The organism is Gardnerella pickettii (assembly GCF_029226345.1).
Lineage (GTDB): Bacteria > Actinomycetota > Actinomycetes > Actinomycetales > Bifidobacteriaceae > Bifidobacterium > Bifidobacterium piotii.
Genome location: NZ_JAKNCU010000001.1, coordinates 131,693 through 157,541, shown reverse-complemented (window position 1 = coordinate 157,541; position 25,849 = coordinate 131,693). Strand labels below are relative to the sequence as shown.

13 protein-coding genes are annotated in these 25,849 nt (G+C 45.3%); 2 read left to right on the top strand and 11 right to left on the bottom strand.

Annotated features, from left to right (window positions below; all coding sequences use genetic code 11):
• Nucleotides 1-51: 51 nt before the first annotated feature.
• From MAF46_RS00510 to nrdD, 4 genes are all read right to left on the bottom strand, one after another.
• Entirely contained in the window at nt 52-2,319 is a 2,268-nt protein-coding gene (locus MAF46_RS00510; protein ID WP_004130070.1) for an ABC transporter ATP-binding protein, read from the bottom strand.
• Nucleotides 2,309-4,210: an ABC transporter ATP-binding protein gene (locus MAF46_RS00505; RefSeq protein ID WP_004130067.1), complete on the bottom strand. Its 1,902-nt coding sequence runs from the start codon at nt 4,208-4,210 to the stop codon at nt 2,309-2,311. Before MAF46_RS00505 ends, MAF46_RS00510 begins: the two co-directional genes overlap by 11 nt.
• A gap of 263 nt (nt 4,211-4,473) precedes the next feature.
• Nucleotides 4,474-5,181, bottom strand: a complete 708-nt coding sequence (gene nrdG / locus MAF46_RS00500) for an anaerobic ribonucleoside-triphosphate reductase activating protein (protein WP_004130066.1) — start codon at nt 5,179-5,181, stop codon at nt 4,474-4,476.
• A 129-nt stretch (nt 5,182-5,310) separates the two neighbouring features.
• The gene (gene nrdD, locus MAF46_RS00495; RefSeq protein WP_060785580.1) at nt 5,311-7,758 is read right to left on the bottom strand and encodes an anaerobic ribonucleoside-triphosphate reductase; all 2,448 of its coding nucleotides are present in this window, start codon (nt 7,756-7,758) and stop codon (nt 5,311-5,313) included.
• Nucleotides 7,759-7,995: 237 nt separating this feature from the next.
• On the opposite strand from nrdD, the gene MAF46_RS00490 reads away from it, so the two are divergent.
• Nucleotides 7,996-8,418: a DUF3052 domain-containing protein gene (locus MAF46_RS00490; protein WP_004130062.1), complete on the top strand. Its 423-nt coding sequence runs from the start codon at nt 7,996-7,998 to the stop codon at nt 8,416-8,418.
• 171 nt (nt 8,419-8,589) lie between these two features.
• Here MAF46_RS00490 and MAF46_RS00485 read toward each other — a convergent pair whose 3' ends face one another.
• From MAF46_RS00485 to hpt, 7 genes are all read right to left on the bottom strand, one after another.
• On the bottom strand, nt 8,590-10,404 hold the full coding sequence (locus MAF46_RS00485; protein ID WP_060785581.1) for a DEAD/DEAH box helicase: 1,815 nt from the start codon (nt 10,402-10,404) through the stop codon (nt 8,590-8,592).
• Between the two features lie 937 nt (nt 10,405-11,341).
• Nucleotides 11,342-17,005, bottom strand: a complete 5,664-nt coding sequence (locus MAF46_RS00480; RefSeq protein WP_060785628.1) for a MiiA motif-containing surface protein — start codon at nt 17,003-17,005, stop codon at nt 11,342-11,344.
• A gap of 260 nt (nt 17,006-17,265) precedes the next feature.
• A complete protein-coding gene (locus MAF46_RS00475) occupies nt 17,266-18,324 on the bottom strand; it encodes a lipid II:glycine glycyltransferase FemX (protein ID WP_020757117.1) in 1,059 nt (352 codons plus the stop codon).
• Nucleotides 18,325-18,544: 220 nt separating this feature from the next.
• A complete protein-coding gene (ettA, locus tag MAF46_RS00470; protein WP_004130043.1) occupies nt 18,545-20,221 on the bottom strand; it encodes an energy-dependent translational throttle protein EttA in 1,677 nt (558 codons plus the stop codon).
• A 97-nt stretch (nt 20,222-20,318) separates the two neighbouring features.
• On the bottom strand, nt 20,319-20,828 hold the full coding sequence (locus MAF46_RS00465) for a DUF3180 domain-containing protein (protein ID WP_004132692.1): 510 nt from the start codon (nt 20,826-20,828) through the stop codon (nt 20,319-20,321).
• Nucleotides 20,828-23,680 carry an ATP-dependent zinc metalloprotease FtsH gene (ftsH, locus tag MAF46_RS00460; protein WP_060785627.1) on the bottom strand — a complete coding sequence of 951 codons (2,853 nt, stop codon included), beginning with the start codon at nt 23,678-23,680 and terminating at the stop codon, nt 20,828-20,830. The genes MAF46_RS00465 and ftsH overlap by 1 nt, the downstream gene beginning before the upstream one ends.
• Before the next feature lie 194 nt (nt 23,681-23,874).
• Entirely contained in the window at nt 23,875-24,429 is a 555-nt protein-coding gene (gene hpt / locus MAF46_RS00455) for a hypoxanthine phosphoribosyltransferase (RefSeq protein ID WP_016636126.1), read from the bottom strand.
• 69 nt (nt 24,430-24,498) lie between these two features.
• Between hpt and tilS the strand changes: the two genes are divergently transcribed.
• Nucleotides 24,499-25,587 (top strand): tRNA lysidine(34) synthetase TilS, encoded by a 1,089-nt coding sequence (gene tilS, locus MAF46_RS00450; protein ID WP_060785626.1) that lies wholly within the window; start codon nt 24,499-24,501, stop codon nt 25,585-25,587.
• Nucleotides 25,588-25,849: the final 262 nt, after the last annotated feature.

The following is a 25,849-nucleotide window of genomic DNA, read 5'->3' as shown; positions in this document are numbered from 1 at the left end:
ATATCAAGCAAACGCACATTATGTTCAATACGTGCAAACACACAACGCTGGCTACTCCAGCTCCATTGCACCCGTGCAAAGTTGATAATATTCGCCGCGCTTTTTCATCAAGTCTTCGTGAGACCCACGCTCAACAATCCTGCCATGGTCTAGAACCATAATCACATCCGCGTTTCGCACTGTGGAAAGCCTGTGCGCAATCACAAACACAGTTCGATCTTGCATCAAAGCATCCATCGCGCTTTGCACAAGCGCCTCTGTATGCGTGTCTATCGAAGAAGTTGCTTCGTCTAAAATCAAAACAGGCGGATTCGCAACAGCAGCGCGCGCAATCGCAATCAACTGCTTTTGGCCCTGCGAAAGCTCTGCTCCGCCGTTTTTAATATACGTGTTATAGCCGTCTGGCAGCTTGGAAATAAAGGAATCCGCATGCGCAAGAGTGGCGGCAGCAACGCAATCCGAATCGCTAGCATTAAGACGTCCGTAGCGAATATTGTCCATTATGCTTGCACTAAACAATCCAACATCTTGCAAAACAGTTGCAACGGCATGTCGCAAGTCACTTTTGCAAATATTGCGAACATCGATTCCGTCATACAAGATTTGACCATCTGCAATGTTGTAAAAACGCGTAAGAAGATTGGCGATTGTGGTTTTGCCAGCTCCAGTGGCACCTACAAGCGCAACTTTTTGACCCGCGTGTGCATACCAAGATATGTTATGCAAAACGGTTTTAGAAGGCTCGTAGCCAAACGTAACGTTTTCAAAGCGAACATCTCCCCTAACAAGCGTATACACGCCGTCTTTAGAGCAAATCGCATGTTTTTGGGTATCTGTGCAAGAATCGCAACTTGAAGAATCTGGATTTGAATAATCGCAACTTGAAGAATCGTAGCTCGAAGAATCGCAACTTGACTTTTTAGAGCAATTTTTCCACGCCCAATACACGTTATTCCCACAAGAATCTTCGCTTACTTCACTAAAAACTTGCAAATAAGAATGTTTAGATGCTGTAGAATCTACTTGATTTACTTGCGATTTATCAATATCTGATAGCGATTTATCTACGCTATCGCCACTATCTCCACTATCTCCACCATCACCACTACAACACTCAACGATTTTTGCGCGAATTTTAACGAGCTTAACTGTTCCATCATCTTTTTCAACAGGCTCATCTAAAAGCGCAAAAATGCGATTCGCGCCTGCATTCGCCATCATAAGCGAATTTAATTGCATTGTTATCTCGCCAATCGGATTTATAAACGCGCGAGAAAGCGTAAGAAGCGATATAAGCGTGCCGATTGTAAGCGTGCTTGAATTATTCAATGCATCGCCCCCAAAAACGCCACTCAACCCAGCAGAAGGCACGCCAGCATTTACAGCCCACGCTCCAAAAATCGCAAGCAAAACGTAAAACAGATAACTCGCGTTACTAATCACAGGCATAACATTATTTGCGTAAGAATTGGCGCTAGCAGAAATTTTTTGCACGCGAGAAGCCAAATCACTTAATTTTTTAACCGCAGCGCGCTCGTGATTAAAAATCTTAATAACTTTTCTACCAGAATCCGCCTCTTCTACAAACTCATTCAAATCACCCAAAGCTGCCTGGAATTGCACAAAAAGCTTGCCCGAACGCTTAAGCATAAAACGCACTAGAAGCAAAAGAATTGCAGTAAAAATCACAATAAAAATTGCAACAGGAATCGAAAGCCAAACAATCGCGCAAAACGCCGCCGCAATAGACATTAGCGCGCTAAACGAATCTGGAAAAGACCAAGAAATCGCTTGATGAAGCGCCTCCGTGTCGTTTGTGTATCGGCTCATAACATCGCCATATCCGTGAGCGTCTAAGTACCCAAGCGGAAGATCTTGATGATGCTTAAACATTTGATTTCTAAGGTTTCGCATTACACTTTGCGCGATTTTTACAACCAACCTGCTCCAAAGCCAGCTAAAGAACACGCCAATAGCGCACACGCATGCCATAATTGCAATCATTCTCAAAAGTGGCGCAAAATCGGGATTGCGCTTGCCAATTAGAGGCAAAATGTACGCGTCTACAAGCGATTGCAAAAACATTGCGCTTACAGCTTGAACAATGGAGCTTACAATAATTGACACAATAACAACAAAAACTTGCATCTTGTAAGCCATAATATAAGACGCTAAGCGCTTTAGAACGCGCCAATTTAGAGCGGATTTTTCTTGCGATTTTTGCTCCAAGTTTTCTTGCGATTTTTGCGAAGATTCTTGTGCATACTTTTGTGCAGACTTTTGCGCCAAGTTTTCTTGCGACTTTTCATTATTTTTCATTGTTAATCCTGCCGCCTTCACTGTCTTTGACGCCTTCATTGCCTTCACTGTTTTTAGACTCAATCATTTTTACACCTTGAGAAATCGCCATTTTTCTATAAATTTCGCACGATTCCATCAACTCGCTATGCTTCCCTTTAGCAACAACACGCCCATCTTTAAGAACAACAATCAAATCCGCATGCATGCAAGAAGACACGCGTTGCGCAACAATGATTTGCGTGGAATCGGGCATAAAATGCCTTAAATTCTCGCGAATCTTGGCGTCTGTTTTAACATCTACCGCACTCATTGAATCGTCTAAAATCAAGATTTTTGGCCGCTTTAACAACGCGCGCGCAATGCAAAGTCGCTGCTTTTGACCGCCCGAAAGATTCTTGCCGCCTTGCTCAAGATTCGTGTTATATGCATGTGGCAAATCGTTTATAAACTCTTGAGCGCAAGCGATTTTGCACGCTTCGCGCAAGTCGGAGTCACTGGCATCCTCATTGCCCCATCGAAGATTTTGCGCAATAGTGCCGCTAAACAGAATATTTTTTTGTAACACAATTCCTATCTGGTTGCGCAAACTTTTGGAATCATAAAAACGAACGTCTGACCCGCCTACAAAAACAGTGCCTTTTGTGGCATCGTAAAGGCGCGCAATCAAATTTATAATACTTGACTTTCCGCTACCCGTTGCGCCCACAATCCCAACAGTAGAGCCAGAAGGAATGTTTAGATTTATGTTGTGTAAAATTTCCTGACTACCTTTAGATAAGTCGCAAGCAGCCGAAGACAAATCGCCATTTACGCGCGCAGAATAATATGCAAAATCAACATTATTAAAGCAAATCGAAGCATCCGCAAGCTCTGTAATCGGGTTTTTATGAACATACTCACTGTTATGCGATTGTAAAACATTTGCAACACGATACATTGACGTGCGCGCAGTAACCGTCATAACAAAAATTACAACCAAATTAGCCAACGCAAACAAAATTTGCAACGCATACACAACCAGCGCCGCAAGATTTCCCGTAGTCAAGCCAAATGCAGGATTATTTCCAGAAGCAACGATTTGCTTAGAAGCCATCCACGCAATAAGAAGCAAACACGCATAAAAACACAAGTTAAAAAGCGGAATACTGCAATTTAGAACATACTCTGCTTTTAAAAAATAGCTGTAAATCTTATGCGATATGCGCCTAAAACGGTGGTTTTCGTAGTCTTCCCTAACATACGACTTAACAATGCGAATATTGCGCAAATTTTCGCTAACCATGCTGTTCATGATGTCAATCGTGCCGTAAATTCGCGCAAAAGTAGGCGCAACAATCTTTGCACCAATACCACAAATAACGCCAACAATTGGAATAAGACTAAGAAAAACCCAAGAAATAGAAGGGCTTATGCAAAAAGTAAACCACCACGCTGCAACAATAATCACAAGGCTGCGAACGCCTGCGCGAATAACCATTTGATACGCAAATTGAATATTAGAAACGTCGCTAGTTAAGCGCGTAACAACCGTGCCAGTAGAAAAACGGTCAAGATCGCAAAAACTCAACGATTGCAAACGACTAAACATCTTGCATCGCAAATTTTTGCCAAAGCCCGCGCTAGAATGAGCGCAACAAACGCCAGAAATAACGCCGAAAATCATTGATATTGCAGCAAAAGCGAGTAATTGCAAGCCGTAGTATTTAACAGCGTTTTGGGATTTTGCGGCAATTCCAAAGTCAATAAGACTAGACATTACTGTTGGAATCGCAATTTGCATAGACGCTTCTACAAAAATCGCAACAGACGTGATTACACCAAGCATGCGATAGCGCTTTAACAGCGGCATTATTGTGCGAAACGCATGAGGCGCGTAATTCTTGTGTTTTTTATGCGATTTTGCTTTCATGCGACCTCTCTAATAAACGTATTTATACGCTTAATCATATCACTTCTAACTTGTAGTACTTTGTACCACAACACGCCGTATTTTAAATACAAACACACTACAGTTCTGTGTGTATGTGTAGTGCGTTTGTATTAAAAAACGTTGAAATCCAGTACAATCGCACTACATGATTACGCCAAGCACGGTAGAGATTCGAGATTTTTCGCCGCGAGCGAGGCGTATCGTTAGCGCGGTCTAAGCGCGCTATTTCTAACAACCATTAGCTAACTAGCGTCACCTTCGCCAACTACACGATCCTTGCCATAGATTGATGGAATAAAACGCTCTTGATCGTGAAGCTTTTCCCAGATTACAGGCGGCTCGGCTGGATTTTCCAGCGACTTTGGAACGTCAATAATCCGCTGATTACTAGAGCCGCGGAATTGCAATAGCGAATCGTGAAGATTCTTCATATATCGCCCGTCAACAAGAATGTCAATATATTGCAAAAGCTCAAGCTTATCGGGCGTCTCGCCTTTGCGCATAAGCTCTTCCCAAGTGTAACCAGTCCAGCTCCAAATGTCTTTTGTATTGCCAAACTCGCTTCGAATACGCTTGCAAAGTGGCAGCAAAATGCCAGTGTTAAGAAGCGGCTCGCCACCAAGAAGAGTCAATCCTTGCACGTACGGAAGCGCCAAATCTTCCATAATCTGGTCTTCAAGCTTTTGCGTGTATGGGTAGCCTGCGCGAAAATCCCAAATCGACTCGTTATAACACTCAACGCAATGGAACGGGCAGCCAGAAACATACAGCGAGCAGCGGATTCCTTCGCCATCCGTCATCAAAAAACGCTTATAATCCGCAATCATGCCCTTGCTCATGCGCTCACTGGACCACTGCCCTGCGCGCGGATTATTAGAAAGAGAGGTTGGAATCCAAGGCCCGCGGTTAACGTCTGCAGGTGCAAAATCGTGCAAACTTATACGAGCCATGGTCCCAACCTTTTTAGTAATTTAGCCTAGCTTTTACTTTATTTTATGCGACTTTTTGTGACTTTAAGCCGTGACTTTACACCACAATCTACCGCGATTTACCGCGATTTTACGCCGCAATCCCACGCGCTACTTGGTCTCCTCGTACCACTCGCGAGACTCGCCATTGTTAAGAACAACATGACCAGTTTCGCCAGACATGTGCTTTACGCGATGAGCAATCTCCTCGTGGCGGCCGTGAACCATTGGTCGCTGAACAGGATTGCCCAAGTATCCGCAAGTGCGCTTAGTCACATTGCACTTATCTGGGTCACTGTTGCCGCACTCTGGGCAGCGGAAGCCTTCCTTCGTTGGCTCAAAATCGCCCTGGAATCCGCAAACAAAGCAATGGTCAATCGGAGTGTTCGTACCCAAGTAGCCAATGCCAATCTTATAAGCGTAATCCCAAACAGCCTCCAAAGCCTTAGGATTCGCTTGCAAGCATGGGAACTCGCAGTAGTTAATAAATCCGCCGGAAGCAAGATATGGGAAGTCAACCTCGTAGCGGAGCTTCTCCATAGGAGTTGGCTGCAACCACACTGGGTAGTGGAAGGAGTTGGTGTAGAAGTCGTGATCGGTAACGCCTTCAATGCTGCCAAACTTCTGGCGATCCATGCGGTTAAAGCGATCCGTCAAAGACTCAGCAGGAGTGGAATATACCGAGTAATGGTATCCCTCCGCCTTCGACCACTGCTGGCAAAGCTGATTCATACGGCGAACCATAGAAAGCGCAAATTGCTTGCCATCTTCGTTCCAGCTGTGATCTTGCATCCAATCCTTGCCAAAGAACACGGATGTAGCTTCATACAAGCCAATGTAGCCAAGAGACACAGTTGCGCGCTCATTGCGGAACAGCTGATCCACGCTCTCGTTAGCTCCCAAACGGCCAAAAGCACCGTAGCGGAACAGAGTTGGAGCGTTTACAGGAGTTGCCTGCTTGCAACGCATAATGCGGAATCGCAAAGCTTGATGCGCCACTTCCATGCGCTCGTTAAAAAGCTTCCAGAAGCGGTTTACGTCTCCGTGAGACTCCAGCGCAATGCGAGGCACATTAACTGTTACAACGCCAAGATTCATGCGGCCGTCTTCCACGTCTTTGCCAGTCTTTGGATCAATCCAGCCCTGAAGGAAGGATCGGCAGCCCATAGGCGCCTTAAAGGAGCCAGTAATCTTAACAATATTCTCGTAGAACACAACGTCTGGGTACATGCGCTTTGTAGAACACTCAAGCGCAAGCTGCTTCAAATCGTAGTTAGGGTCGCCAGCATCTGCGTTAACGCCGTGCTTAATAGTAAACACAAGTTTAGGGAAGATAGCAGTATGACGGTCCTTGCCGAGTCCGCGAATGCGATTAAGCAAAATAGCGCGCTGAATTTCGCGAGCAAACCAAGACGTACCAAGACCAAAGCCAACAGTTACAAACGGAGTCTGGCCGTTAGAAACGCGGTTGGAATTGATTTGATATTCCATTGTTTGCATAGCGTCGTAGATCGCCTTGCGCGTCATAATCTTTGCGTAAACTTCGCGAAGCTGATCCAACTCACTCAAATTCTCATCAAAAGGAGTGTCTTCTGGAAGAGGATCCCTATCTGAACAATGAAGATTCTTAGGCTCCTGAGCCTTTAAGCCGTCAATCATAGCCTTAGCAACTTCGATTGGCGTGGAATCTGGAATCATGGCCTGAGCCATAGCAAGATTCTTGTCGTAATCGCACTTAGCGTAAGGCTCCAGCATCTCGTCTGCGCGGTTTACAGTTTGGCCACCGTACTGCGCGCCTGCAATATCCTTAATAATCTGCGTAACTTGAGTAGCCGCCGTGCCAATAGACTTTGGGCTATCCATCATTGCGTTTCCAAGCGCAAAACCCTTAGCAAGCATATCTCCAAAATCTGGAAGCGAGCAATTGCTCATGCAAGTAAATGGCGAATAATCAGCATCATGGAAGTGAATATCGCCCTTCATATGTGCGTTAGAAACTGCGTGCGGAAGCATAGAGAACGCGGAAGCCTTAGAAACGGCGCCTGCAAGAAGATCGCGCTGAGTGGCGTAAACGTTGGAATCTTTGTTGGCATTTTCGCGCACAAGCGACTCATCGCGGTTTACAAGACGATTCACAGCTTCGTTAATATCGGTTGCCTTAGCGCGGTCAATATCTCGGTTTAGGCGGTAGCTTGTGTAGCAACGCGCAACCTCGTAAAGATGATTTTCAATAAGACCATGCTCAACAAGAGTTTGAATATCTTCGATTTTTGCAGGGCCATTGTAACGGTCTTGAATTTCGGCCTCAATATGATCCGTAATATCGCGAATCATCTGCTCTTCTTGAGGACCGACTTCTTTGCGCAAATCCTTAAAAGCGGCCTTGATTGCCATAATAATGTTCATCTGATCAAAGTCAACAACGCGACCATCGCGCTTTTCGACTTGCACGCGAGACTTCTTAGAAGAGTCGTTTGAAGCTACATTAAAATCACCCAAAGTGACGGCTTCTTCATCTTGCAAAGTGGCATCCTCTAAAGTCATATCAGAGACCTGCATTCTACAGACCTTTCTCAAGCTAACGTGTATTTTGAATCGCAAATCTACTTATGATTCGCAACAACTTGCTCTACTATAGCCCATAGCATGCACAATATCTAGGGTAATTTACATAAATAACAAACTACATATAGTGATTTTGTGGTTTCTGGCGATTTTCCAGGCGTGTCTCAGCGTGCCGTGCGTGCAGATAGGGCGAGTCGCGCAAATTCTTGACGCTTTGATATATTGAGTCACGTGGAACAGACAGCTTTTCAACATGCAGAAGAATTTGGATTCCAACCTGGAGACATCGTACAGCAGTGGCTGTGGGACGATGACGTTGACGATGCGATTTGCAGCAATATCGAAGAATTGACTGGCGAAGAACTTGTTGACGAAGATTACAGCTCCACTGTTGACGGAGTGATTATTTGGTGGCGAGACGGCGACGACGAAGACGAGCTAGCAGACACCATTATGGACGCAACAAACATGTTGAACAGCAACGCACCTATGTGGGTTTTAACACCTAAGCCAGGGCGTGCTGGCTCTCCAAGCTCGAGCACTGTTCAAGCAGCAGCAATGACTGCTGGAATGAACGCCGCAACGCCTTTAACAGTTAGCGAAGATTGGAATGGTATTCGCTTGCGCGCATTCGGCAAAGGTCAAAGCAAGTAGCGCATTTAGTTGACGGTTTTGTAGCTCTAAACGCTAAAATCAGCAACAAAAAGCGGAAATATCGTAGGTAATCGTTAGCGCGGTCTAAGCGCGCTAACGTCTTCGCCGCACGTAAAGTCCACTGGACTTTACGTTTGAGCGGCTCAGCGAATCGAGGTGATTTCTCGCGCATTATGCAGCTCGAAATCGTCGATTCGCGCGACGCTTAAAGCGCGAAGGTAGGTTGTAGCGCCCGCCTTTGCGCTTTGGCTGCTCTGGCTCTGGCATACTCCAGCCCTCTTGCAAATCCGCCAAATCCCCAACAATATCTTGCAAAATCGGCGAATCTGGCTTAGCGTCTTGCGCTTTAGCGTTAATGCCAGCACGCCTCAACATAGTGTGCGCCATTCGCTTTTGATTAGGCAACACAAGAGTCACAACATTACCCGACTCGCCTGCGCGCGCAGTACGACCCGACCTATGCAAGAACGACTTTGGATCCTCTGGCGGCTCCGTTTGCACAACAAGCGCTACATCGCTAATATCAATGCCTCGCGCAGCAACGTCCGTAGCTACTAGCACGCGCACATCTCCACTAGCAAAAACGCTCATATGCCTATCGCGTTGATTTTGAGACAAGTTTCCTTGCAAATCAACTGCAGGAATCCCCTGTTGCACAAACTTTTTTGCCATATTCTTGGCTTGATACTTTGTGCGCGTAAAGAATATTGAGCGCTTTTTGCCCGAAGCCAGCTTTCGCAAAACTTCGTACTTATCTGCCGCAGAAACGCCAAAAACGTAGTGTGTCATTGTGTCTACTTGCGAATCCGCGTCATCTACAGCGTGAACAAGCGCATTTGGCAGGAAGCGATTTACTATAGTCGCAACTTGCTTATCTAAAGTAGCAGAAAACAGCATGCGCTGACCGTTTGAATCAGTCTGCTCAAGCAAGCGCGTAACGGCTGGCAAAAATCCCATATCTGCCATCTCGTCGGCCTCATCTAAAACGCTTACCATCACTTTTTCGAGCGTTAACGCGCCTTGACGCAGCAAATCCTCTAATCGCCCTGGGCAAGCCACTACGATTTGCGCTCCCTGCTTAAGAAGCGCCATTTGCTGCTTGTAACGCACACCGCCATAAACCGTTACAGTTTTCATGCCGTAAGCAGCCGCTAGAGGCGCGATTACGTCGTCTATTTGATGCACCAGCTCGCGAGTCGGCGCCAAAATCATTGCGTGAGGCGCTGGAACATCGTCTTCTTTGCGATTCTTGTTTTTTCTAGAAGCGCGACCCGAGTTGATTAAATCAACAAAATTTTCGGCCAATCGCGCAACAAGCGGAATAGAAAACGCTAGCGTCTTGCCACTTCCCGTTCGGCCGCGCCCTAGAATGTTCGCGCCTTGCAAAGAGTCTGGCAAAGTCGCCTGCTGTATTGGAAAAGCCGTGGTTTTGCCGTCTGCGCGCAAAATTTCCACCAAAGGCTGCGGAACGCCGAGCTGCGCAAAAGTCACGTCATCGCTATAGTTTTCGCGTGATTCCACAGCTGTATCTGGAATCATTACGGAGTTTTTTTCGACTTCTTGATTTTGCTTATTTGAATTTTGCTTATTTTGATTACGATTATTTATACGACGATTCTTAAAATCACGCTTATCAAAATCACGCTTATCAAAATCACGCTTGCTAAAGTCCTGCGAAGTAAAGCTCTTCTCTCCAAAGTCCTTCTCAGCTTCTTGAATTGCCATCTCTTCGTATTGCAAAGCTTTTTCTCTAGCGCGACTTCTAGCTTTATCTGCCTTACGATTGCGGTTCTTACGAGCGTTAAATTCGTTATTCTTACGATTTCTTCTATATTCAAATGGATTTTCTTTGGACTTATAGCCTTTTTTAGAAAAATTCTTATTAGCGCTTTGACTTACAGCGGATTTTTTACTATTCGATTTTCTAGCAGCAGTTTTCTTAGAGCCTTGCGTTTTAGCAAACGCATCATAATGAGTATGTGGCACAATAGCCTTTCGTATTTTATGATTGAACAATTCGATTGACGAATCTATAAAAAGTCATGAACTAACCGAGATTAGCACACACCCCACACAAAAACACACAAAAACCCTGTATTTAAGATATACGCAATTATTCAAGCACGTAAGATGGCTGCGAATCGACTTGCATAAGCGCTTTCATGTAGTGCGTTTGTATCAAAAAACACTGAGATTCGGTACAAACGCACTACATGATTACACTAAGTGAGGTAGAGATTCGAGATTTTTCGCAGCGGATGAAGCGAACCTCAGCATCTTTGATGGTGATTCGCTGAAGCAGCAAGAAAAATCGAGAATCTCGGTGATAAAAACCACGCAATTGTTCAAGCATGCAAGAGGGCTGGGTGATTCTTGGTCGAACAGTATAAGAGCGGCAGCCGATACCAAAAAGCCCAATGACACACGCCTACAAATAAGCTTCAACCAAAAACAAAATCAAAGCCAAATCGGAACAACCGCAACATAAAACAACACGTAAGAGGCGGAGCGTTGTGAGACAAGAATTAGCCAGCCCTCCTACACACCAAGTAAGGAAAATCGCTCGCGTGGATTAGCCCGCTCACGTCTTCGCAGCGCAGAAGCAGTGCTTCTGCCTTGAGCTGCTCAGCGCTCTATTCCTCACGGCTATTAGTAGCCGTTCGGCTGATTTGGCACATAAAGTCCACTGGACTTTATGCCTTAAGCCAAATCACGCTTTGAAGGAGCTTGAAATGCGTTATGCAATTTCAAGCTCAGTCAAAGCGCTTTTCGCGCTACGCTTTAAGCGCTCCGGCAGGTTGGCGCGCCTGCGAGGAGAGAAATACTCAAACCTCGCGCAATACCAAGTAAGAAAACCGCGCGCTACGCTTTGAGCGCTTATGTAGGTCGTCGCACGACGACCTACATAAGTAGCAACTAAGCGCTAATCGCGATTAGCGTGCTTTGTGCGCATGCGACGAGTTACAAATGCTCCGCCGATTGCAGCAATCATAGTTGCCATCAATCCAGCAGTTGCAACGTTTGCGCCAGTCGCAATGCCTGCATTTCCGCGAGAACGCATGCCCTTTATAACGCGGCTGCGAACAGCTGCACGAACTTTTGCTGCATTGGCTTGAGCGTCCGCAAGTGCCTTACGAGCATCCGCAAGCTTAACTGCCGCAGCATCAACCTGAGCCTGGGTAGCGTTAGGATCAGCCGCAACCTTCTTAGCCTCAGCCAAAGCAGCATCAAGAGCCGCCTGAGCCTTAGCAACTTGAGCATCCGCCTGCTTCACAGCCGGATTATTCTCAACAGCAGCATTCACAGCAGCAGAACTTGCGCCATTAGCATTATTAGCGTTAGCGTTGGCAGCATTGGTGTTAGCAGCGTTACCTGCATTACCCGAGTTTACGCCAGCACCAGCGTTACCATTACCAGCATTTCCAGGCTGTGAATCAGACTCAGCACCCTGAATCTGAACATTCAACTCACCCTTATCCACAGTAGTAGGCGCATTATCATTCACACCATAACCAGCTTCAGAACCAGAACCAGGAGTTGGTTTCTTACCATCGAGAGCCTCTTCAGCTGCCTTAAGCTTTGCAAGAGCATCATCCAAAGCCTTCTGCTTGTTCTCCTTAGAATCCAATGTAGTTTCACCGTACTTAGGTGTAGTACCATCAGCGCTAGGAGTGGTCAAATTCTTGATAAGATCCTGAGCATCCTTAAGAGCCTGATCAAACGCATCCGTCTTAGACTTATCAGCATACTTATACTTATCTAAGTCTTTAACGGTGTTATCCTTACCAATCTCATTCTGCAACGCGGTTGTGTCAACGCCATCAAGAGCTTTACGTGCTTCTTCAAGCTTCTGAAGTGCGTCGTCTACCGCTTTTTGCGCAGCAGCTTCCTGCTCGGGAGTGCGCGGAGTAGAGTCTGGCTTCGCTTGATCTGCGTTATCTTCTTTAGCTTTATTCAATGCTGCTTCAGCGTCAGAGAGTGCCTTGTCAAAGGCCTCTTTCTTCTCCTTAGAAGCGGTCGTGTACAGAGAATCGCCTGGCGTAGCCGGCTTAGCGGAATCGTTAGGATCAGCTGGCGTTGGCTTAAGCTTAGAGTCGTTATCTACTTCAGCCTGAAGTGCATCAGTAATAACGCCAGCACCCTTAGCTTTGTCGTCAATGGCCTGCATTGCCTTAAGAAGATCCTTATACAGCTCATTAACCTGATCCGCATCCTTAGGATCGCCATTAGCTTTGTCTAGCACGGCTCCAGCAGCAGTAGCAGCATCGTCAAACGCTTTCTTTTGCTCATTGCCTTCTTGCAGACCCTTATACTTGTCGCCCTTAGCGAACTTATCAGCAATCTCTTTCAGCTTCTCAAGACGAGCCATGGCAGTATCGGTTGCAGTAGCATTGGCAAGCGCGTCGTCGATGTCGTCAGAAGTTGTACCGTCAGCGTTCTTGTGATCAGAAGCATCAGTATCTTCAATAATCTTCTTGAAAGCTTCCTTCTGCGCATTGTTCAAATGATCAAGCGCAGCAATCTGCTTCTTAGCATCCTCTATCTTCTTAGCCTTTAAAGCGCGATTAGCAATAGCAGTTGGGTCGCCAATCTTCTTTGCATCATTGATGTCATCAATAGCCTTCTGCTTTTCAGCATCTGGAAGATCACTATCTTGAATGCGTTTCTTCTGATCTTCCTTTTCTTTATTAAGTACAGACTGATCATCGTATGTGTTCTGAGAAATATCGCGCTTGCCCTTAGCATCTTCGATTGCCTTGTTTGCGTCATCAAACGAAGTTTTCACGCCATCAACAGCATTCTTGATTTCAGAAGGCTTTGTTGCGTTGTTTACAGTAGTCTTAGCATCATTGATTGCCTTAATAGCCGTGTCGTACTTCTCCTTGGCTTTCGCCTGTTGATCAGCTGCTAAAGCATTATATGCTGCATCAAGCTCTGCTTTCTTAGCTTCAAGCTTCGCAATACCAGCATTCTTAGCATTTTCTTCGTTAATCACATTCTGGCGCTTGGCTGCATCAAGAGCATTCTTAATCTCTTCTGCAGTAGCAGCAGGATCCTTCTTTGCAAGATCAGCTTCCAAAGCAGTGAGCGTGCTATCCTTCTGAGCTGGATCAGCGCCGATTAACTCCTTAAGAGCCTTATCGTCGTTACTATCAGACTTGCCGTGGCTTAAGAATGGAAGCGCACCTTCCTTCAAAGCACCTCGAGCGTCGTTAATCGCCTTGGCCTTTTCGAGAATATTCTTAACTTCCTCAGGAGTTTGAGCATTATCAATTTCATCTGATAACTTCTTCTTATCGCCAGAATCACCATCAGTCAGATTGGTCAGGCTCTTGAGAGCTTCCTTGGCTTTGGTTTTATCTTCAGCAAGCTTATTTTGCTGTTCTTTCTCGCGCTTCTCCTTTTCGCGCTTCTCCTTTTCTTCGTTCTCTTTCTTCTTAATGTCTTCAGGCTTTACATTATTCTTACCAGCCTGCTCATTGGCCTGCTTGAGAATCTCCTGGATTTTCTCCTTGGTCTTAGCATCCTCAATCTGCTTCTTGTAATCTTTCTTCTGTTCCTCAGTAAGCTTAGGATTGCGGTCGATAATCTCCTCAGCGTCCTTTTTCATCTGCGCAAGCGCATCAGGCGTTGGAGCAGGAGCAGATTCTTCCTTCTGCTTATATGTAATAGCAACAGTGAAAAGCTGAGTACCCTTCTGATCCTTAAAGACAATTGACTTATAGTCTTTCGTGTTACCAGTTTCACTTGAGGTAACTGACTTGATATTATTGTCAGCAATCTCCATGTCAACAGTGCCAGACTTTGGCTTAAGATCAGAAGCAGATGGAAGGTACGGAATAGTCATGCCATTCGTTGTAACTTGGAAATTATTCTGCCCATCATAGTTAGCGTCAAAGAATGCTTTAACAGCCTTCTTGAAATCTTCTTCAGTAGGCTTGCTTGGATCTTTAACCTCAATTGCAGCAGGATTGTTGTACTTGCGCTCAGCCTTCTTGGCATCGGTAAGCTTGCGGATAAGATCGCGAAGCTGCTGCTCGTTCATGCCATTGATGGTATTATCATTCAAGTTTGTAGGATCAGCAATACCAGCCTTATCAAAATCAGAGTCTTTAAGACCCTCATCTGTGCGCTTTTTCAGCAAATCCTTAGCTTGCTGCTTTAAATCTGAAAGTGTGTGATCAATGTTAGAATTCTTTTTCACATACAATTCACCTGCAGGAACGGTGAATAATTTCTTAGAACTCGTATCACCCTTTTCATAACCCTGAATTTCAAGAGAGCCATCATCCGCAACACCGATTGTTAATATACCAGCACCATCATGTTCGCCTTGAACAAAGCGCCACATGCCCTGAGTGCCATCAACAGGTTTATCTGAGTCTTTTAATGAATACGTATCTATAACAGTAGTGTCATATGTCAAATCAGTTCCATAATTAGACTTGATGAATGCTTTAAGCGCTTGCACCTTTTCTAACGGAGTAGGAGAATCGCCATTAACTACTACAGGCTTAACCTTGTACTTATATTGAGTCTTTCCTTGTGGATTATGCTCAGTCTCCTTTGGCGTTTGCTTATTTGCCATTTGCTTAAGGAATACGCTCATTGGATAGGTAGCATCTTTGTAGTTGTCAGCATGGAATACTACTACGCTCTTACCCTCTACTATCTTAAATTCAACACCTTTGATTGTTACAGACGTATCAGGATTCTTAGCATCCTTAGCTTTAAGCTTCTTCATAAATTGAGAGACAATAGCATCAAGCTGCGTCTTATTATCATTTACGTCTTTTTGTGTAGCATTAAAGGGATCGAAATTAACCCTTGATTGTTGTTCAGGCGCTTCAACAATGAACTCTTTTTCAGCAGCAGGAGTTGGAGCAGGCGGCTTTGGAGTTGGATTTTGCTCAGCAGCCTTTTGCTTTAAGAATTGCCAGGAAGGAATCTCTGTTGTTGAACCGTCTGCCCAAGTGATGATGGCGTTCTTGAAGTCTTTATCGAAGCTTACAGGAGTTTTGCCATCCTTCTTGGCTGCATTATAAACATCCAAGTCAGCGTTTGCTGCGTCGAAGGCATCGGTTACTTTCTTTTGTTCATCTGCATCTAATTTTGCAGGATCTTTAACCTCAATCGCGTCCGGCACAACATACGGCGCCCAGTCGGAGATTTTTGGCCCTTGGAACACAAGCTCAGACGCAGGAATCGTAGCCGTGGAGCCATCTTCGTAAGTCACAACAAGGTTCTTGCTGTCTTTATCGAAAGCAATAGCATTATCCTTGGCAAGATGCTTGCTAAATTCGCTGCTATCAGGGTTCGCCTTCTTGAACGCATCAATAACAGCCTTTTTATCATCATCACTTAACGCATCAGGCTTTACAACAGGTATGCGATCTGGCATAAATGGCTTATATCTGTCGCTGTCGGATTCATCTTGTGCAACAAGAAGACTTGCAGGAATCGTGCGAGTCGTCTTGTCTTTGAAAGTGATAGTTGCAGAGCCATCCTTATTTACCACAACACCATTATCAGCAACTAATTCCTTGAAGTACTTGGTGTTTTCATTCGCTTTTTCAATTTTTTCTTTAATAGTCTTTTGCTCGTCGTCACTTAAATCGTTAGTCTTCTTAACCTTTGTAACCTCTGGATACGCAAGCTTCAAATAATCCGCAATCTTTGGCGTATTGTGCTTTTGGCCAACCGCATAGTGCCAGTTACCAGCAAAACGATAAACGCCAGCCGCAAAACGAAGCGGATTTTCATCGCGCTTTTGCCACGCATCATCCGTCATTTCGGAAACGTAGGTCATGTCATACCAACGCTGACCAGCAGATTCCCAGTCTACGAAAATACCCTTAAGGCCTTGTGTTTGCTTTTGGTATTCTTCCCATTGTTGTGCGGTATTGCCCGCATTATCGTAACCTTTATTGTCTTTGGTACCCAAGCCCATAAGCTGTTTCCAGCCTTTGCTGGCAAGAATATTTTCGTCACTAAAATAATAATTAGAAATATTAGTCCATTCCTTAGGACTATTAAAATGTTTGTCAGAAACAACGCCATAACCGTTTGCGTCGGTTGTAATATATTGCGAAGAACCAGCAGGTTTAACCTGCTCCTTGCCATTTTTTGTTAACTTTTCAATACGCTTAAATTGAATATCTTGAGGATCTTTCAAACCAGCAGGAACACCAAACCACCACATTGGACGGAATCGCCAATCGTCAGCTGTAGCATTGTTGTGGCAATTAGAAAGATAATGAACGCGAACAAATTTACCAAGAGGGTCTATGCCTTCAGTACCGCCAGCTTTGGCATGCTCAAAGGTATCGTAATATTCAACGTCAATGTTGAAATGAGCCTCGGCATATTTTGCATCAGTTTTGAAACCGTAATAAACATTGTTGCCAGTGCCGTCTACATAACCGTCAGCATAGGCAGGCGAGGAAACGAATACCCCCCCCCCGAGCACCATTGCGCCAGCCAGCATTGCAGCGCAAACGCTCTTTGAAAGAACTGGCTGAGAATCAGCCCCAACACCAGAATAAACGCCAGAATAGTGCTTAACTACACGAATCTTCTTAGACATACTCTTACTCCATTATCTTTTTCTTTGGATTAATGCGCCAACCAGACCGCAAAAATCCATATAACTATGCAAGGCATATTTTACTCATTGTTTTATACAATTTAAGATTAATTCGTATGATGAATTTTGTGTGATTAACGCACTTTGTACCAAATTCGACCTAAAACACGTACAAAAAGCGGAAAGACTCGTGGGAAAAACAAAAGCGACTAGCCACAAAAACATGCAACTAGTCGCAAAAGCGTTATTATAGCTAAATATTACTCTGCCTTAGCAGCCTCACTCTTAGACTCATCGGCTTTAGCCTCTGGCAAATCATCCCACCTGCCAACAAACTTCTTGTACGCGTCTTGGTCAACAACAACGTCTAACTCGCCAATCCAAGTGAACGGATCATTCGCTCTGCAGAATCCATTCTTAAAGAAGTAAAGGCCTTCGTCCATGCTAAGCGAGTAAGTTCCGCCCATGTTGAACCACTTTAAGCCAAGCTCCTTAGTGCGCAAAATCAAATTCCAAATGCACGTATAGCCTGGAGCAACCTTTCCATGCATGGTCTGAGTTGCGCCGTAAATGTACCACAAAGTGTCTTTGTATGGGAACGAAAGCATGCTTGCAACTGGCTCACCCTCGTACTCGCAAGTGCAAATCTCAATCTGCGGGAAGGCAGCAAGCAAGCGCTCAAAGTATTCAAATGGCCTATATTTAATGCCATGCCTGTTGGCCATAATCTTTGTAAGCTCGTAGAAGGTTTGCAAGTCTTCTTCCGACCTACTCCAGCGAGTTACAACACCAGCCTTAATGCCAGCACGAATATGCCTTCTTGTAAGCGTGCTAAAACCAGCCATAAGCTCTTCTTCGGTTTTGCCCTCAACCTTAAGCATAATCTCGTGAAGCGGGTTGGAGTAAGACTTAGGGTGGAATCCCTGGCCTCTAAACGTGTAGCCAGCTGCCCTGTACTTTTCTATAAGAGCCTCGTCGGTTTGAACGCAAGGGTCCATTCTAAGCAAAAATGCGTTGTACTTTTCAAAAAGTGGCTTTGCTTCGTTGATTAGCTTTTTAGTGGTTTCAACGTCGTAAAAGTCGCAAACTGGGCCTCTAGGAGCGTAAAACAGCGTTTTATCGTCTACAGCCTTAATGCCAAGAATAGACACTGCAGCAGTAATCTTGCCGTTTTCTTCCAGATAAACGTATTCGCTAGACCAGTTGTTTTTAACCTTTGCCCATGCCATGTCTTGCATTGCATTAGTGTACGGAGAATTTTTTACAAAGTCCTCGTATTCTTTAACTTTAGCAGAATCATTTTTATCTAGTATTGGCATTTGCACTCCTTTTTTAGCTCAATACACGATTTTAGCGCGACTACCGTTTAAGATATTTGCTTTAGCGTTTTACAAGGTAATTTAGGCGATTTACACGATTTATACGACTTGCTAGTAGAAGCTTGCGACCAGCGACTAACGACTTGCCACCAACAGCTTGCGATTAGCCGCCAAGCCACCAAGCCGCCATTCGCCAGTCGCAGCAACACACAACTTGCGATTAGCGCGTAAGCTTTCTGTGCAAGCGATGCGGACGAGCAGCTTCCTCACCAAGGCGCGCAATCTTGTTTTCTTCGTACGCCTGGAAGTTGCCTTCAAACCAGTACCAATTTGCAGGATTCTCGTCTGTGCCCTCCCAAGCAAGAATATGCGTTGCAACGCGGTCTAAGAACCAGCGATCGTGCGAAACAACCACAGCACATCCTGGGAAGTCAAGCAAAGCGTTCTCTAAGCTTTCAAGAGTTTCAACATCTAAATCGTTTGTAGGCTCATCAAGCAGAAGCAAATTGCCGCCCTGCTTAAGAGTCAAAGCCAAATTCAAGCGGTTACGCTCGCCGCCAGAAAGCACGCCCGTAAGCTTTTGCTGATCCGAACCCTTAAAACCAAAGCTTGCAACGTATGCGCGAGTAGGAATCTCAACGCCTGCAACCTCAATAAAATCAAGGCCTCCCGAAACAGCTTCCCACAAATTCTTATTTGGATCCAAGCCTGCGCGATTCTGATCTACGTACGAAATCTTTACAGTGTCTCCAACAGTAAGCTCGCCGCCAGAAAGTGGCTCCAAGCCAACAATCGTCTTGAAAAGCGTAGACTTACCAACGCCATTCGGACCAATCACACCAACAATGCCGTTACGAGGCAGCGTAAACGACAAATCGTCGATTAGCACGCGATCGCCAAAAGCCTTGTGAATATGCTTCGCTTCCAAAACTTGCGATCCCAAGCGCGGACCTGCTGGAATTTGAATCTCCGAAAAATCAAGCTTCTTGGAATTGCGTGCCTCTTGCTCCATTTGGTCGTAACGCTCCAAACGAGCCTTATTCTTGGCCTGGCGAGCCTTTGGCGAGCTACGCACCCAGTCAAGCTCATTCTTCAAGCGCTTAGCAAGCTTTGCATCTTTAGCGCCCTGAATCTCCATACGCTTGGCCTTGGTCTCCAAGTAAGTAGTGTAATTGCCCTTGTATGGGTAAAGCTGGCCGCGATCCACCTCGCAAATCCACTCTGCAACGTTGTCCATAAAGTAGCGATCGTGAGTTACAGCAATAACAGCGCCTTCGTACTTGTGCAAGAACTGTTCCAGCCAAAGAATTGACTCCGCATCCAAGTGGTTTGTAGGCTCATCAAGCAACAGCAAATCTGGAGCTTCAAGCAAAAGCTTGCACAATGCAACTCGGCGTCTTTCTCCACCCGAGCACACAGAAACAGGCGAATCTGGGTCTGGGCATTGCAAAGCGTCCATTGCCTGCTCAAGTTGCGAATCCAAATCCCAACCGTTAGCCGCATCAATCTCCGTTTGCAGCTTGCCCATTTCTTCCATCAATGCATCAAAGTCGGCATCTGGATTTGCCATCTCTTCGCCGATTTTGTTGAATCGATCAACCTTTTGAGCAATCTCACCAAAAGCCATCTTAATGTTTTCGCCAACGGTTTTAGTCTCATCCAGCGGCGGCTCCTGTTGCAAAATGCCAACAGTGTAGCCTGGCGTAATCGAAGCTTCGCCGTTTGAAACATTTTCCAATCCAGCCATAATCTTTAGCAACGTTGATTTACCCATGCCATTAGGGCCAACAACGCCAATTTTTGCGCCCGGCAAGAAGCTTAAGGTAACGTCGTCTAGAATTACGCGATCTCCGTAAGACTTGCGTGCCTTAATCATTTGGTAAATAAATTCAGCCAAAGTAATACCTTTCTTAAAATTGTTAAACCGCTATTTTAGTTGCAATTTTGATTGCCATTAAGCGCCGTTAGTTGCCATTAATCGCAGCTAACCGCCATTAAACCGCCGCCGCTTGCTGCGCTCGATCCGAAGAATCGCCAGCAGCATCCGCTCCATCTTCTGGAGGAATCTGACACATCCATTCGCCAACAATGCCAATAATCATATCTATAATGCACACGATTCCCGCAATAACACATTCGCGAATAACGTTGGAATAAAGCGGAATATCGGCGTGCGGCCAGCAAACAAAAATCTGACCTGCATACCAGCCCGTTAAAATAGCACCAGCCATTCCAAGCGATTTTGCAAGCATTAACGCCGAAACAGCCATTTGCATGTTAAAAGGCTTGCGCTCTTTTGGCTTAGAAGTAGCGTATTGATGCGTCTGCCAAGCAAGAACAAACGTGACTATTCCGCCGATTATCATAACAGCCAAAACAATCCACGGAGCTCCCGAAAGCGATATTGCGCTAGATTCTGTAATCGAGACCAAAAACGCGCCGAATACGAATCCAAACAATAGTCCAAGCGCAAAATACCACCAAGGCGTACGGTAAGCTTTCATCAGCACTCCCCAATAATCCAGCGCTCAGAATAAACGCCAACTTGCGAAGCATCTTGCAAAAGCGCAAGTTTGTAAGAGACTGGCTCGCCATCAATTGCAGCGTCTGGCTCAACTTGCATCCACGGCTCCAATTGCGCAGCACTTAAGTGCAAAGGATTGCTTGAATCCATTGACTTTGTAGACGCGCTATCTAAGCCGTATTCTCTTGTTCCAACAACGTTTAAGCGCAAATCTAAAGAGCTGGCAGAATCGGCAGAATCTCCAGAATCGCCATCAATTTGATCGCGTTGCATTTGCTCGATTCTTTGCGCAAATTCCTGATTGCTCATTGTTGTAGACGCCACTACAATCGCGCAAAAATCTTCACCGTTTGCATTGCTTGCCTGGTAAAGCGCCGAAACGCCTTCGACTTGAGTTACGCTATGCGAATCTTTATACTCAAGTCCGCTTAACACGTTTAGCATTGCGCGCATTGTTGAATCGCTCTTTTTGCCTTGCATAGAAACCACTGCGGTTGTTTGCATTGGGCTATTTAGGGCATTTGTAGTATTTGCGATATTTGAGTTATAGGAAGACTCGTGCGATTCTTGCACTTCTGCGGTTGCTTGCGATTTTTGCGCTTCAGAATCCGCTGCAGCACCAGCCTTAGAAGCATTAGAATCCGAATCCTTATCGCCCTTCTCTAAACTCGCACCTGCAACATTCCTCTTTAAGCTCTCTGGAATCTCCACAGGCGGGAGCGGCGAATCTGGGCGATCCGCATTAGAAAGCCACAAATCGCGCTCTGGCGCCTTACGAATCTTAGAGAAGATTTGCTCAAGTTCCTTCTCGTTAAGAGTCTCCTTAACAAGAAGCTTGCTAACAAGCTCATCCAAAATATCGCGATTATTATTAATAATCTGCCAAGCCTCGGTATGAGCCGTTTCAATAAGCTTATGAACTTCTTCGTCAATCACTTCCGCAGTCTTATTAGAGAACTTACGCGATTGCAAAGAATCCAAAGAACCAGAAGAATCCTGATCTGCATCCATCCACTTTACAGCACCAAGCTTAGACGAGAAGCCATATTCAACAACCATCTTGCGAGCGATTGCTGTAGCCTTTTCAATGTCGTTAGAAGCTCCAGTAGTTGGATCGTGGAACACAACCTCTTCCGCAGTACGGCCGCCCATAGCATACGCCATTTGATCTAGCAGCTGATTTCGCGACTGAGAATAGCGGTCGCTAGTTGGCATAACAGCCGTGTATCCAAGAGCGCGGCCGCGAGGCAAAATCGTAACCTTAGTAACAGGATCCGTGTGATGCAAGGCCGCAGCAACAAGCGCGTGACCACCTTCGTGATAAGCCGTGTTACGCAACTCATCCAAAGCCATGCCCTTAGACTTCTTTCTAGGACCAGCCTGAACGCGGTCAATTGCCTCGTCAATAGCGCGATTGTCAATAAGCTGAGCGCCAGAGCGAGCGCAAAGCAAAGCCGCTTCATTAAGCACATTAGCCAAATCCGCGCCCGTAAATCCAGGAGTTCTAACAGCAACCATATGAAGATCTACGTCTGGAACAAAAGGCTTGCCTTTAGCGTGAACCTTAAGAATCGCCTCGCGGCCTTCCAAATCTGGAGCTTCCACAGCCACTTGGCGATCAAATCGGCCTGGTCGCAAAAGCGCAGAATCAAGCACATCTGGTCGGTTTGTAGCGGCAATAATAATCAAATTAGTGTCGTTATCGAAGCCATCCATCTCTACAAGCAGCTGATTAAGAGTTTGCTCGCGCTCATCGTGGCCGCCAGTCATACCACTTCCGCGGCGGCGTCCAACAGCGTCAATCTCGTCAATAAATATGATTGCTGGAGCGTTCTTCTTAGCCTCGTCAAACAGCTCGCGCACGCGAGACGCGCCAAGACCAACGAACATCTCAACAAAGTCCGATCCAGCCATTGCGTAGAACGGAACGCCAGCTTCGCCTGCAATAGCACGCGCAAGAAGAGTTTTACCAGTTCCTGGAGGGCCGTAAAGCAGCACGCCACGCGGAATGCGCGCACCCAAAGCCTTGTAGCGAGAAGGATCTTTAAGGAATTCCTTAATCTCCTCAACTTCTTCTACTGCAGACTGCTCTCCTGCAACATCCGCAAACTTAGTTTTAGGAGTCTGACCTTCCAAAAGCTTTCCACGGCCGCGGCCGCCACCCATGCCAAGCATTCCGCCGCCTGCGCTTGCCATTCTGCCAAACATAAACCAAACAAGTCCAAGCAGAATCAAAATCGGCAGCATAGACGTAATCAAGTACGAGAAAAAGCTAGAAGTTTGTATGCTAACAGTCCAACCGTTTGCTGGCTTAGCCTTTTGAATCTTTTGCACAACTGTCTTGCTTTGAGCAATCGTGTAGTAGAACTGAACGTCTTTTCCGTAATCGTGCTTTTGCTTATCTCGCTTATCTGACTTAACGTACTTATTGTTTAGAGTAAGCTTAACAAGCTGCTTATTGTCTATAACCTCAACGTAATTTGCACTACGATTATCGAGCAACTCTAATCCGTCTTGAGTGTCGATTGTTTGCGAACCATTATGCACAAACAATTGGAATGCAGCTACAGAAAGCAAAACTAAAATAACAATCCAAGTCCAAGGCGACTTAAAGAATTTACGATTGGAATCGGAATTATTGCCATCCTTTGGATTGGCGTTATTCTTATTGCCATTATTCTTATTGCCGTTATTGTTCTTATTCTTATTCTTATTCTTATTTGAATTGTTTCCAAAATTAGGAGGCAAGAACGGATTGTTGCCGTTTCCTCCCATAGGACTTTTCATAGGTCCACCCATAGGTCCGCGAGGCGACATTGGAGAAGCGCCCATACAATCAGACTCCTTTCAGGATTCTAACTAACAACACTCGTCTAAACACGTAATCACTAATCGCAAGCAACCAAAGCGTAATCGCTGTAATCGCTGTAATTAATCGCTTTAATTAATCGCTAAATAAATAGCATGTAATCAATCAAGATTACTCAATTGCAACCATCTAATCAAGACCGCTAATAAAGAACCAATCAAGACTCATATACAGAAGGCTTAAGAACCGCAATAGAATTAAGATTTCTGTACTTTTCGTCGTAGTCCATGCCAAAACCGACTACAAACGCGTCTGGAATCTCAAAACCAGTGTACGCAATATCTACTTCCACTTCTCGGCGAGCTGGCTTTGTTAAAAGCGCAAACACCTTTACACTTGCAGCTCCCCTGCCCTTAAGCTCCCTAACAAGCCAGTCCAAAGTCTTGCCAGAATCAACAATATCTTCTACAATCAGCACATCTCGACCGCGAACATCTGTAGTTAAGTCCTCGCGAACCGTAATCTGGCCGCTGGTCTTAGTACCACTGCCGTAGCTAGAAAGACTCATAAAGTCCATCGGCGCGTTAAGACTAAGCTCCTGCGAGAAAACAGCAAGCGTGTTCACAGCTCCTTTAAGCACTGCAACAAGCAAAATATCGCGGTTTTCGTAGTCTTTGCTAACTTGAGCAGCAACCTCGCGAATGCGCTTCATAAGCTCTTCGTGGCTGATTAATTCGTAATCAATATCATCTCTTATATCTGCAACTTGCATGCTAACTATAATTGCATAAGAGAATGACGGACATGTTACAACTTACGCATTAGGATTTAGACTATAAGCATGGTGTACTCATCTTGTTGGCGCAAAGGAATCGGCCAAGTAAAACGTTGCTTTAATAATATAGGGTTAGGCGTGCAAGACCCTCAATTCTTGCAACACGGCGAACACGAAACGCATCCAAACGCTCCAATCGTATTAATCGCATGCTCTGGCGGTCGCGATTCACTTGCACTAACGGCGCTTGCATCAAAAGTGTGCGCTAGCAGAGGGATTCGATGCGCTGCAATAATCGTAAATCATAATCTTCAAAAAGACTCCAGCAAAGTGGCGCTTAATGCTGCTAAAACTGTTGCAAAACTTGGAGTAGACGAGTCGCTTGTATTTGTTAAATCCGTACAAGTTAAAGATGACGAAAAGGGAGAAGAAAGCGCAGCTAGGGACGCTAGATACAATGCGATTATTGAAGTTGCAAAAGATTTGCGCGCGTCGGCGGTTCTTTTAGCACACACAGCAAACGACCAAGCAGAAACGGTTTTAATGGGATTGCGTGATTCTGCTGGCTTGGAGGCCGTGGCTGGAATGAAAGACGTTACAGTTAGAGAGAATGTGCTATTTGCGCGGCCGCTGATTAATCTTACGCGGCTTGAAACCACGCAAATTTGCAAGGATTTGGGCGTTGAATGGTGGGACGATCCAACAAACGGCGATTTAACGCCAAGCAACGTTGATCTGCCAAAAGCCTACCCATTGCGATCTAGAATCAGGCATACCCTTATGCCGTATATTTCGCGATTTTTTGACTCAGATATGACTTTGCTGCTTGCAAAAGGAGCAAAATTTGCTCAAGATGACTTGGACTACATAAACTCTCAAGTAAATCTTGTAGAAAAAGAGGCGATTGTAAAAGAGGATTGCAAAGTCAAAATCAAACTTGCGACTTTAGCAAATAGCCACATCTCGATTAGGCGGCGAATCGTAGCTCGCGCGCTAAGTGCTGCTGGAATACGATTTTCGTCAAATCATATAGGATTAATCGACGAGTTAATAACAAACTGGCATGGTCAAAAGCCGATTGCGCTTCCAGGAGGATATGAAGCAAGCAGAAAATCACATACCATAACGATTTACGCACGCTTTGAACGCGCTTGAAGGCAGGTCGTCGCGCGCGCGATATTTCCGCTTTTTGTACGTGATTTAGGTCAAAAATGGTACAAAATGCGGAAGTTTTTCCGCCAAGTGAAGTAGAGATTCGAGATTTTTCGCACTGAATGAGATGAACCTCAGCATGAAATGGTGATTCATCGAATGAAGAAGAAAAATCGAAAATCTCGGCGATGAAAGATACGCAATTGTTCTAGATATTCAGAAGGTTTGATGTATTTCTCTACGAGCAATAAATAGCGCCATCCTA